The organism is Bartonella sp. AA78NXGY, assembly GCF_042197005.1.
Taxonomy (GTDB): Bacteria; Pseudomonadota; Alphaproteobacteria; order Rhizobiales; family Rhizobiaceae; genus Bartonella.
The window spans coordinates 104,595-115,095 of record NZ_JBHIRI010000008.1; the positions used below are offsets into that span (position 1 = coordinate 104,595).

General features: G+C 37.4%; 12 protein-coding genes and 1 tRNA gene. 7 read left to right on the forward strand and 6 right to left on the reverse strand.

Annotated features, from left to right (window positions below; all coding sequences use genetic code 11):
* The first annotated feature begins 278 nt into the window (after nucleotides 1-278).
* Complete coding sequence (locus ACFINL_RS06090) at nucleotides 279-1,088, forward strand: TrmH family RNA methyltransferase (protein WP_375628781.1); 810 nt, start codon at nucleotides 279-281, stop codon at nucleotides 1,086-1,088.
* Nucleotides 1,089-1,368: 280 nt separating this feature from the next.
* On the opposite strand, the gene mnmA is transcribed toward ACFINL_RS06090, so the two are convergent.
* Nucleotides 1,369-2,592, reverse strand: a complete 1,224-nt coding sequence (gene mnmA / locus ACFINL_RS06095) for a tRNA 2-thiouridine(34) synthase MnmA (RefSeq protein ID WP_375628779.1) — start codon at nucleotides 2,590-2,592, stop codon at nucleotides 1,369-1,371.
* Between the two features lie 390 nt (nucleotides 2,593-2,982).
* Here mnmA and ACFINL_RS06100 point away from each other — a divergent pair, with 390 nt between their 5' ends.
* Complete coding sequence (locus tag ACFINL_RS06100; protein ID WP_273790817.1) at nucleotides 2,983-3,258, forward strand: DUF1153 domain-containing protein; 276 nt, start codon at nucleotides 2,983-2,985, stop codon at nucleotides 3,256-3,258.
* A gap of 139 nt (nucleotides 3,259-3,397) precedes the next feature.
* Here the strand turns inward: ACFINL_RS06100 and ACFINL_RS06105 are convergent, their stop codons facing one another.
* On the reverse strand, nucleotides 3,398-3,784 hold the full coding sequence (locus ACFINL_RS06105; RefSeq protein WP_375606932.1) for a flagellar export protein FliJ: 387 nt from the start codon (nucleotides 3,782-3,784) through the stop codon (nucleotides 3,398-3,400).
* A 563-nt stretch (nucleotides 3,785-4,347) separates the two neighbouring features.
* Here ACFINL_RS06105 and ctrA point away from each other — a divergent pair.
* Complete coding sequence (gene ctrA, locus ACFINL_RS06110; RefSeq protein WP_273790819.1) at nucleotides 4,348-5,049, forward strand: response regulator transcription factor CtrA; 702 nt, start codon at nucleotides 4,348-4,350, stop codon at nucleotides 5,047-5,049.
* Nucleotides 5,050-5,272: 223 nt separating this feature from the next.
* On the opposite strand, the gene chpT is transcribed toward ctrA, so the two are convergent.
* Complete coding sequence (gene chpT / locus ACFINL_RS06115; protein WP_375632317.1) at nucleotides 5,273-5,911, reverse strand: histidine phosphotransferase ChpT; 639 nt, start codon at nucleotides 5,909-5,911, stop codon at nucleotides 5,273-5,275.
* Between the two features lie 214 nt (nucleotides 5,912-6,125).
* Between chpT and ACFINL_RS06120 the strand changes: the two genes are divergently transcribed.
* From ACFINL_RS06120 to ACFINL_RS06130, 3 genes are read left to right on the forward strand one after another with little or no spacing between them, the layout of a single operon-like run.
* Complete coding sequence (locus ACFINL_RS06120; RefSeq protein ID WP_375613340.1) at nucleotides 6,126-6,722, forward strand: DUF1134 domain-containing protein; 597 nt, start codon at nucleotides 6,126-6,128, stop codon at nucleotides 6,720-6,722.
* Nucleotides 6,723-6,749: 27 nt separating this feature from the next.
* Nucleotides 6,750-7,136: a hypothetical protein gene (locus ACFINL_RS06125; RefSeq protein WP_375628774.1), complete on the forward strand. Its 387-nt coding sequence runs from the start codon at nucleotides 6,750-6,752 to the stop codon at nucleotides 7,134-7,136.
* Nucleotides 7,126-7,392, forward strand: a complete 267-nt coding sequence (locus tag ACFINL_RS06130; protein WP_375611955.1) for a hypothetical protein — start codon at nucleotides 7,126-7,128, stop codon at nucleotides 7,390-7,392. The genes ACFINL_RS06125 and ACFINL_RS06130 overlap by 11 nt, the downstream gene beginning before the upstream one ends.
* Nucleotides 7,393-7,716: 324 nt before the next feature.
* Here ACFINL_RS06130 and ACFINL_RS06135 read toward each other — a convergent pair whose 3' ends face one another.
* Both ACFINL_RS06135 and ACFINL_RS06140 read right to left on the reverse strand, forming a co-directional pair.
* The gene (locus ACFINL_RS06135) at nucleotides 7,717-8,835 is read right to left on the reverse strand and encodes a DegT/DnrJ/EryC1/StrS family aminotransferase (protein WP_375651042.1); all 1,119 of its coding nucleotides are present in this window, start codon (nucleotides 8,833-8,835) and stop codon (nucleotides 7,717-7,719) included.
* Between the two features lie 49 nt (nucleotides 8,836-8,884).
* Nucleotides 8,885-9,841, reverse strand: a complete 957-nt coding sequence (locus tag ACFINL_RS06140; protein WP_375651053.1) for a Gfo/Idh/MocA family protein — start codon at nucleotides 9,839-9,841, stop codon at nucleotides 8,885-8,887.
* A 164-nt stretch (nucleotides 9,842-10,005) separates the two neighbouring features.
* Here ACFINL_RS06140 and ACFINL_RS06145 point away from each other — a divergent pair.
* Nucleotides 10,006-10,082 (forward strand) — tRNA-Met (locus ACFINL_RS06145).
* A 189-nt stretch (nucleotides 10,083-10,271) separates the two neighbouring features.
* Here ACFINL_RS06145 and ACFINL_RS06150 read toward each other — a convergent pair.
* On the reverse strand, nucleotides 10,272-10,501 hold a 230-nt coding region (locus ACFINL_RS06150; RefSeq protein WP_375651046.1), incomplete at its 5' end, for a DnaB-like helicase C-terminal domain-containing protein.

The window sequence follows — 10,501 nt, forward strand, 5'->3', positions numbered from 1 at the left end:
CCTCAAAAAAAAGAATCTGGGCATTGGGGACCCAGATTCTTTTCCCTTAGAAATTAAGGGCATACAGAACTTGGGAAATAGCGGGGACCCAAGACACTGCACCCGATACAAGAAAAATATATGATTCCGTATCAGTATTTTTACATTATACCTATGGTTGTATATTGTCAACATAAATTCTACCATAAGTTTTAAAAAATATTTTTTTATCTCTTCTTTTTAAATAAAACAAATTCTAACATCTGGAAATCATAAGAAAAAAGCACTAAAAATCTCGCATGCATTTGAATATCATAACAATCAATGAAACAGATGATCCACGCCTAAAAGCCTATCATAATATCCGTGAAAAAGATCTTGTTGGACGGCAACATCAATTTATTGCTGAAGGCAAAGTAACATTGTCCGCATTACTACATTCGAAAGAGTTTTCTGCCATCTCACTGCTCATCGTAGCAAACCGTCTCTCTGGACTTCTACCGCTTTTAGAAAAAACACAGCCTCTATGTCCCATTTATTGCGTTCCACAAAAAGTTATGGATAATATCACCGGCTTCCATGTTCATCGTGGTGTTCTGGGTATTGGTAAACGCAAAATACTGCCACCCTTACAAAGTTTTTTACAACATCTTCCAGAAAAAGCTTTGATTCTTGTTTTATGTGGTATCTCGAATCACGATAATATGGGATCAATTTTTCGTAATGCAGCAGCCTTTGCCAGTAATGGCATTATTGTCGACAAAACCTCATGCGATCCACTTTATCGCAAATCAATAAGAGTGTCTGCCGGCGCTGCTTTAAAAGTACCCTATACGCAAAACGCTGATATAGATGACATTATAGCTGCTCTAAACGATGAAAACTTTCATCTTTATGCACTCTCCCCTTCTGCCTCACACACTCTCAAGCAAGCCAACAAAACCAAAAGAATGGCACTTATTTTTGGAACAGAAGGCGATGGCTTACCACCCCATATACTACAACAATCAAACACCTTACGTATTCCCATGACTGACGGTTTTGACAGCCTTAATGTTGCCACAGCCTCAGGTATTGCACTTGCTCATTTTACCAACTTTGACCACTAAAGATGATAACACTTCAAGTTATAAAACATACCCAATGTTGTATGTTATCTATCAGTCTCCAATAATATTGCCGTTCCCTAGCCTTTGAAAGCATTGATAAAAAACATTTTTACATTTTCTTTATCATCACTTTCCACACCCTAACCCCGCTTATGACGTGTAAAAGATATAATTTTGATGGATTCAATCATAAAACAAACTTTCAATGAGAAAATCTTCCGGAAGTCTCTCATTCAAGTTTAAGATTAAAAAATATCATTATAAATCAATTTACTATGCTTTATAAAGCTGTTGTTTTTAGTTCTGAGGAAACAGAATCTTTTGTTTCGAGATTACATAAAACGCGCTTCAACATCATTTCAGTATCGGCTGCACGTTCTGAATGTGTTACAAATCCTCCCCCAAGAATACGCGCCTCATGACCATTTCCATCATAAAGAACGCAAGCTTGCCCTGGTGCCACACCATTTTCACATTCCAATAAATCAACGGAAAAAATACCTTCTTTATAATGTAAGCGCGCAAGGTGAGGAGGACGCGTTGAACGCACCTTTACAGCCACCTCAATACCTTGAGAAGGGAAATTATCTAACGACTCATCACCAAGCCAATTCACATCACGTAAAAAAAGCTTATGCGTTTCTAACATTTCACGCGGTCCAACAATAACACGTGCATTTTCCACATCGAGATAAACCACATAAAGCGCTTCACCCGTTGATACCCCAATACCACGACGTTGACCAACCGTATAATTAACAATTCCCGAATGTTTACCTAAAATCTTTCCATCAATATGGACAATAACGCCAGGATTAGCTGCTTCTGGACGCAGTTTTGCGATAACATCTGAATATTTTCCTTGTGGAACAAAACAAATATCCTGACTATCATGCTTATTGGCAACCACAAAGCCCATTTCTGCTGCCATTTCACGAACGCGGGCTTTTGGAAGGTCACCAAGTGGAAAACGCAAATAATCAATCTGTTCTTGTGTCGTTGCAAAGAGAAAATAACTCTGATCACGATCATTATCGAGAGGACGAAAGAGTGCTCGATGCGCTCCGTGGGAACGCGAACGAATATAATGTCCCGTAGCCAAAGCATCTGCTCCCAATTCGCGTGCCGTTGTTAATAAATCAGCAAACTTAACCGTTTGATTACATGCAATACATGGTACTGGGGTCTCTCCATGAGCATAACTTTCTGCAAAAGGATCAATAACAGCTTCGCGAAAGCGCTTTTCATAATCAAGAACATAATGCGGTATTCCTAGTGTTTCTGCAACGCGGCGTGCATCCTCAATATCTTGTCCTGCGCAACACGCCCCCACCCGATGCGTTGCTTCCCCATGATCATAAAGCTGCAACGTAATGCCAATAACATTATACCCTTCCTTTTTCAAAAGACCTGCAACAACCGATGAATCAACCCCCCCCGACATTGCAACAACAATGCGAGAATCCTCAGGTTGTCCTGGTAAATCAAGACTGTTTAAAAACATGTATTCATTCTCTATTTAATGCTCTGTTTAATGGCTAGCCATATGTTGACATTCTGATGCACGCTCTTTAGCACTTTTACACGATTGATTGTCTTTATATTATTTTTTTATCCTTTCCACAACCATAGGCATTACTTTCTTAAAAGCTGCTGCAAACAAAAAAAGAATGATGGAAATAAGGCATAATGGTAATCGTTTAGGAGAAAACCTTTTTTCTCTTTTGAAAAATCCGGTAAAATATTGCAAGAATCTCTTCTACACACTTCAACTTGAGCTTCTTTTTACATACCCAATCACTTTATTAATTTTTTCTTTCAGCGCTTTTAGCTCTTTTTTAAATTTCATGCTCTATAAACGAATCAAGTCCTTGACTAAAGGTAGAGGATACGAATGAGCAACTTGATAAAAACACAAATGAAATATGTTATTGGGCCAGATGGAAGTCCGCTTACAATTGCCGACCTACCGCCGCAAACAACACGGCGCTGGGTGATTCGTCGCAAAGCTGAAGTTGTTGCGGCTGTCAGAGGTGGATTGTTAAGTCTTGACGAAGCGTGCCACCGTTATACTTTGACTGTAGAAGAATTTCTTTCATGGCAAAGTTTAATCGATGAACACGGTTTAGCGGGATTACGAACGACCAAGATTCAACACTACAGGCATTAAGTTGCCATTGATTAATAACATAAAGCAATCTATAAAACAGCCAAACTTGATAAAAGTTTGGCTGTTTTATACTATATCCAAAAGATAAACCTGAAAGAATGGATTTTTCAATAATTGCTTTTATCATCCAGCCATTAAATTAGCCAACCATTGAATTAGATTGAATCAAAATATCCTTATCATCCGCAGCAATCTTCTTTTCTCGTGCTTCCAAAAGCTGTGCACGTTGCAGCTCTGTATTAGCTTCATGGAGAGCAATTTCAGCATTTGTTTTTTGAAGTTCTAAATCACGAATTGAATTGATCAGATTATCACGTCTTTGCCGCGCTGCACGCGCAAAAGCAGAATAAGCAAAATGGTGAACATCATTGTTTCCAGATTTACGTTCTTCATGAGTAATCTGTGCTTCCAACTCTAACACCATTCGTTCAAATTCTGCGATCATCATCTCAAGCTGTGCAATTTCACGGCGCTTTCCACGCACTTGAAACATCCTCAATCGCACCATATTTTCTCGTGGCTTCATACTCACTACTCCTTGATTGCGCCAACTCAAAACTCGCATTCACACCCAATAAATATCTTTTAGTTATATATCTATCCGACAAAAACAGTCTATTAACTTGAAATTATAATAATTTTTGCCTTGCATTAAAGCATCTGAAAATACAATCTGCTTTAAAGAGCAATAACTATTTCTTTAACTTTTCCCCCATTATAAACTGAAGAGGTTTAAAGCTCAGTAAATAAACACTGAAATTGTAAAAAAGTAATTTATAAAGCTCTTTTACAAATTTTTTTAAGTTAAAGTTTATAGAAAAAGCCCTCCTTTTTTATTATGTTAAAAAATATAGGATTTTTCTAAAATAATTTTGTAGCCTCTTTCAAAAATAAAAATATTTTGTTAACCACTATCATGGATAGTGGGGAATTTAGTAGTGATTGTTACGCGTACTACTGAAATGTTCATAAACGCTTTGTTATAAGTGTTTGATTTAATGAATTGTTTTTATAACAGTGGTTTTGCTAACTGATATAAAATAGAAATGCTCCTTATGATTCGTGAAGGAGCAAAGTGAGGGATCTAAAATGCGCGTATTATTAATTGAAGATGATAGAGCAGTTACTCAAAGCATTGAGTTGATGTTAAAGTCGGCTAACTTTAATGTTTATATCACTGATCTGGGTGAAGAAGGTATCGATTTAGGAAAACTCTATGATTATGATATCATTTTGCTTGATCTGAATTTGCCTGACATGTCAGGGTATGATGTCTTGCGGACTCTAAGGTTGGCAAAAATAAAAACTCCTGTCCTAATCCTTTCTGGTATGAATGCCATTGAAGACAAGGTTCGTGGTTTTGGCTTTGGAGCAGACGACTATATGACGAAGCCTTTTCATAAGGATGAGCTCATTGCACGTATCCATGCAGTTGTTCGTCGTTCAAAAGGACATGCACAATCGGTTATTGTTACCGGAGATCTCACCGTTAACCTTGACACAAAAACTGTCGAAGTTGCAGGGCGCCCTGTTCACTTAACCGGTAAAGAATACCAAATGTTAGAGCTTCTCTCTTTACGCAAAGGTACCACCCTTACCAAGGAAATGTTTCTCAATCATCTCTATGGTGGAATGGATGAACCAGAACTAAAGATTATCGATGTTTTTATTTGTAAATTGCGGAAAAAATTGGAAGCAGTCTCTTCCAGTGTAAATTACATTGATACAGTTTGGGGACGTGGTTATGTATTACGTGATCCAGTTGAAGAGAACGTACGAAAAACCGCTTAAGCAGTGAACATGCACATTGTAAAATCTCGGAGTGTAGCGGGCCGAGATTTTTTCCCGAGATCTTTTCTCTGTTAAAAGTAGAGAACTCGCACACTAAAAATCTCATATAGAAAGCGCTTAAAGCTTAAGAAGTAACCACACCCAATTTACACATATAACCTTATCGCTCATAAGTTCAATCGAAGCCACTTTTCCCAACACAGCTTAAGCGCTTCTCTCTTATTCAAAGCTTTTTTACACTTTCTAAAACAATACAACCATCACTTTCATCAATATTTATTTTCATCTCTGTCATCTGAGCAAGTAACATTGTGTAATAAAATTGGATGACATGTGCATCAATAAGCTCTTCTTGAACTTCTCCACGAAATAACGCAAGAAAATGAGGGGGTATACGGAGAGTTCTACCGAAAACCTCAAATCGAAAAGAACGTTTATTTTCTTCTTGCAAAATCATAACAACAATTTCACCACCACGAGAAACTGTTGCGTTTGCAATCAATAATAAATTAAGCAAAAGTTTAACTTCATCTTTTTCTAACAATAAAGAAGAAGCTTGCCATTTTAAAGTTGCTTTTTCTTCTTTCATATATTGTTGAGCAACCTGCTCTGCAGTCCGTGTATCTATTTGTCCTCCACTTGCACCAGCAAAACCAAAAGCCAATCGCGCAAATTGTAGACGTGCAGCAGCACTCGCAACGGATAAACGCACCAATTGTAAAGCATCTTCTTCAGCTCCTCCTTCATCATAAAGCTCCATTGCATTTTGAATAGCCCCCACAGGTGAAATCAAATCATGGCAAATACGACTACAAAGCAAAGCAGCAAGATCCATAGGCTTCAAAGAAATATCTAACGTCATAATGATTGAAAACTCCTAGATTCAAAAAAACAAACTTTATTTTAAAGAAAAACTCTTAACATCTGATGCATAATAGGAAACATTAACAATCATGCTAAAAAATTCAGAAATAAATTCAAGAATTTAAATAACCTTATATCTTATTTTTTATTTGAATAGAATGAAAATTCTAATATTATCTTTTTGTTTATCACTAATAAAAGGAGAAAACTCCATGGCTCTCTCTCTGCTCAAATACTGGTACAAAAATATTATATCTTTAATCTTCCTTTTATTCATCACCATAAACACTACACAAGCTCGACTAAAACCAATAGAGCAAAACGAACCTCATTATTCACTCCAAGAAATTATTGATTCTGGTCATATTTTTTTTGGAAAAACAGCCAGTGGTCTGGCTGTTGCAATTCAAAATATTTTTTCAAAATACGGTTATCCCAATGCCTATATTTTAGGAGAAGAAGCTTCTGGTGCCTTTTTTGCTGGATTAACCTATGGCGAAGGAATGGTTTTTACCAAAAGCTATGGTCAACATAAAGTTTTTTGGCAAGGTCCCTCAGTAGGATGGGATTTTGGCGGCCAAGGCTCCCGTTTAATGATCTTAGTTTACAATCTTAATGGCATAAATAATTTATGGAGACGCTATGGTGGTATTTCAGGTTCGGCCTATTTAATTGCAGGTGTTGGTTTTCATGTCCTAAAATACCACAATACCTTGTTAATCCCAATACGTACAGGAGTCGGCGCACGCCTTGGTATCAATATAGGATATTTAAAATTAACACATAGACCGACATGGAATCCGTTTTAAACGGTTTCTTATTTGAAAAGGGATATTATGCTTATTCAATCATTTCTTTTTTTTATACTTGGAGTTGCTTTCACTTCCTGGTTACTGGTGCTTTTATCTCCTTTTATTTGGCGTAAAGCCGTTCATTTTGCGTATAAAGATGTTTGTGCGAAAATGCCATTATCACTCGCGGAAATAGAAGCAAATCACGATTTTCTTCGTGCACAACATGCTGTAGAATTAGCAAACAACCAACAAAAGTACGAATTTTTGCAAAAAAAATATGTCCAACAAAAAATACAACTGAGCCAAGTAACAGAACAATTTTATCGGCTATGCCTCCCCACAAAAGATACTCTCACCAAAGAAGCGATAGCAATCAAACAAAATATCGCCACACTATACACTTCCAAAGGAAAGACAAATGATGCGTGAAAAAGTCGCACACTATCAGCAACGCTTACAAAAAATCCAAACTCATGAGCTGGACACGACTGCTAACCACCAATTGCTAGAAGAACTCCGAGAAGAAACAAAAGAACTTGCAGCAACATTGGCGGCTCAAATAGCACTACAAGAGGGGAATACATCACCCATCAACACATTGATTCAAAAATCCAAAAGCAAAAATGACCTAGCATCACGTATTCGCCAAAAAATAACTTTTCTCTCCAAAAGCCCTGTTAAATAAGTTATCTTTTAAAACACCTTAAATGAAGAGTAAAATCAACAAAGGTTCATTGTAACTTTCATAACCCAAATCCTTTTTACTAAACGTGACTTTTTTGCTAAGCTAAAGGACAAAGTTTCTTAGCCCATACCGTTCTGTTAAAAAATATCTTCTTGTCTAGAAGCTTCACTTTCTAATCATATCACCGCTCTAAAGGACAACATTTCATAGGTCCTAGAAAGGAAATAATACCAAAATATTGGCCACACACTTTAACAAAAAATACCTTCTAAGATGGATCACCAATAGAGATTTGACCATAATTTTAAGGATAAAAACACGCTCTCAAGAGTGATAAAAATCTCTTATTTTTTTGATAATCATATCCTGATCCGTTTGTGTCAAGTAAGGATGCATTGGTAAACTTAAAACACACTCTCCTAAAGACTCTGAAACAGAAAGGGAATCTTTTACATAAGGGAAGTGTTTATAAGCTGGCTGTTGATGTAAAGGAGTTTTATAATAAATCATTGTAGGGACAGAATTTTTTTGTAAAAAATCTTTTAATTTATCCCGCTCTTTTACCTTAATCGTATATTGTGCATAAGCAGAACGAATATTTTCTCCTATTTCTGGAACTGTAACAATATCTCTTAAGCCATTGGAATAGCGTTGAGCAATTTCCACACGCTTTTCCATTTCATCTTCAAAAATCGCAAACTTTTCTAGTAAAATTGCAGCCTGAATGCTATCTAGGCGCGAATTCATACCAATACGTACATTGTCATATTGCGTTTCACCTTTACCATGAAACAAAATAGAGCGTAAAAGTTCTGCAAAATGATCATCATTGGTCATCATAGCGCCTCCATCGCCATAACATCCTAATGGTTTTGCAGGATAAAAACTTGTAGCAGCCACATCACCAAAAGCACCACACATAGTATTATCGCTTCTCCCCCCCATAGATTGAGCAGCATCTTCAATTACAAAAAGATTTTCCTTTGCAGCCACTTGAGCAATTTGCACATAGTCAGCAGAAAGTCCAAATAAATCAACGGCAATAATAGCTTTTGGCTTTAGACGTCCCTCTTTTTTTACCATTTCGATAGCGTGAGAAAGTTTTTCAACATCAATATTGAATGTATCAGGTAAAACATCAACAAAAACAGGTTTAGCCCCCACCAAAGCAACCACTTCAGCCGTTGCTGAAAATGTAAAACTAGGACAAAAAACAGCATCGCCTGGACCAATATTTTTAGCCATAAGAGGCATCTTCAAAGCATCTGTTCCATTAGCACATGCAATCACATGTTTAACGCCAAGATATTCTGCCAATTTCTCTTCAAATTCTGTTACTTTTGGCCCCAAAATATACTTACCACTAGCGACTACATGCGCAATTGCAGAATTAATTTTATCTTCAATACGCGCACGCTGCGCCCCAAGGTCGATGAATTGCATATTAACTCCATTGATCATCACAAGAATGCAAAAGCGCTACCTATCTCTTTTATCTATCATAATTGACATCAGCAGCTGTTAAAATCCGTAAAACAGCAACAGCATCATCACCATTTGTACGAGGTGATTGACGCGTTTCAATACAATGAAGGAAATGCCGTAATTCGCAAGTAAGCGGCAAATCTTCACAAACATCAATGTAATTCAGCTCATCCATGCTAAAAGCCCACTCTTGATTTTCTTTCCAAACGGCAAAATGGTGCATTGCCAATTTACGACTCCACGGTTCCATATCATCAAAAACGAGTATAGCCTTTGTTCCAACAACAGTTAAACGCCTCTCACGATAAGAACTCAAGCGTGAAGTAAAAAGATGACTACGCACACCATTTGGAAAAATCATATGAATATGAGAAAAATCAGAAATCTGATCAACGACAGCAGCCCCCTCACCGCGAATTTCGGAAGGTTCACATCCTGTCAACGCCAAAATCATTGAAAGATCATGAGGGGCAAGATCCCATAAAGCATCACTGTGTGTGTGAAATTTTCCAAAGCCTAATCTATGAGAATAAATATATCGCACATCTCCCACATCTCCGTTTTTCACCAATTCACACATTTTTTCAAAAGCTGGATGAAAACGCAAAATATGACCCACCATAAAAACTCGCTCATAGGCCTCAGCCTCCTGAATTTGGCGTTTAGCATCAGAAACATTCAAGGCTATTGGTTTTTCCACCAAAACATCTTTACCATTTTTAACAGCACGGAGCACATTTTGCGTATGCAATTGTGGCGGCAACGCTAATACCAGCGCATCAATATCTCGATGAGTAAAAAGATCATCTGGTGTAACAACCTCTACACCATACAGTGTTGCAAAACTAGCAGCACGATCATTATCAATATCAGAAACTGCTGCTAAAGCCCCGAGAGAGTGGAGTGTCCGTATATGATTTTCACCCCAATGACCGCATCCTAAAACCGCTACACGTGGCACCATTTTCATGCCTTACCTTACTTTATCATATGAAAATTACACTTTTACATATCGAGGATAAAATAGAATGACAAGAGAAAAGCTTAAAAACGATGCTTGACATCTTACTATTCTACCCCTTATATCCGCAAAAGATGTAATTATTGACAATTATGATTGCTTATTTTGGCGGAGTAGCTCAGTAGGTTAGAGCAGAGGAATCATAATCCTTGTGTCGGGGGTTCAAATCCCTCCTCCGCTACCATTACTTTTTTGTTGTGTGTGTAGCTTACTGTAGCTTGCCAGTTGTAGCTTGCCAGCAGGTTTTGTATATTTTGACACTAGGTTTTGTACCAATTTATTTTTTCTCAAAGAGTTTTAAAGATGTTCTCAAAGGGTCTTCAAATGCCTTTCAAAGGATATTTAAAGCTCTCTTTAACGCATTTTTCTGCTCCTATTTTTCCAAATCACTAAAGCATGTAAAGTCGGGTTGAAAGGCAAGGGGAACGATTCCTGTCGGACCATGGCGTTGTTTTGCTATAATAACCTCGGCTTTACCCTTGGCTTGCTCCATTGCCTCTTGCCATTTGTTATACTCAGCGGTGCTTTCTTTGGGTTCTTCATTTTTGAGATAATATTCTTCACGATAAACGAACAGAACAATGTCGGCATCTTGCTCGATTG

Excerpts from the sequence above, each read along its gene's own strand:
- ACFINL_RS06120 (WP_375613340.1), top strand. The coding sequence starts at position 6,126 with ATGGCTCTCTCTCTGCTCAAATACTGGTACAAAAATATTATATCTTTA.
- ACFINL_RS06130 (WP_375611955.1), top strand. The coding sequence starts at position 7,126 with ATGATGCGTGAAAAAGTCGCACACTATCAGCAACGCTTACAAAAAATC.
- ACFINL_RS06125 (WP_375628774.1), top strand. The coding sequence starts at position 6,750 with ATGCTTATTCAATCATTTCTTTTTTTTATACTTGGAGTTGCTTTCACT.
- ACFINL_RS06100 (WP_273790817.1), top strand. The coding sequence starts at position 2,983 with ATGAGCAACTTGATAAAAACACAAATGAAATATGTTATTGGGCCAGAT.
- ACFINL_RS06105 (WP_375606932.1), bottom strand. The coding sequence starts at position 3,784 with ATGAAGCCACGAGAAAATATGGTGCGATTGAGGATGTTTCAAGTGCGT.
- ACFINL_RS06140 (WP_375651053.1), bottom strand. The coding sequence starts at position 9,841 with ATGGTGCCACGTGTAGCGGTTTTAGGATGCGGTCATTGGGGTGAAAAT.
- ACFINL_RS06135 (WP_375651042.1), bottom strand. The coding sequence starts at position 8,835 with ATGCAATTCATCGACCTTGGGGCGCAGCGTGCGCGTATTGAAGATAAA.
- ctrA (WP_273790819.1), top strand. The coding sequence starts at position 4,348 with ATGCGCGTATTATTAATTGAAGATGATAGAGCAGTTACTCAAAGCATT.
- ACFINL_RS06090 (WP_375628781.1), top strand. The coding sequence starts at position 279 with ATGCATTTGAATATCATAACAATCAATGAAACAGATGATCCACGCCTA.
- mnmA (WP_375628779.1), bottom strand. The coding sequence starts at position 2,592 with ATGTTTTTAAACAGTCTTGATTTACCAGGACAACCTGAGGATTCTCGC.
- chpT (WP_375632317.1), bottom strand. The coding sequence starts at position 5,911 with ATGACGTTAGATATTTCTTTGAAGCCTATGGATCTTGCTGCTTTGCTT.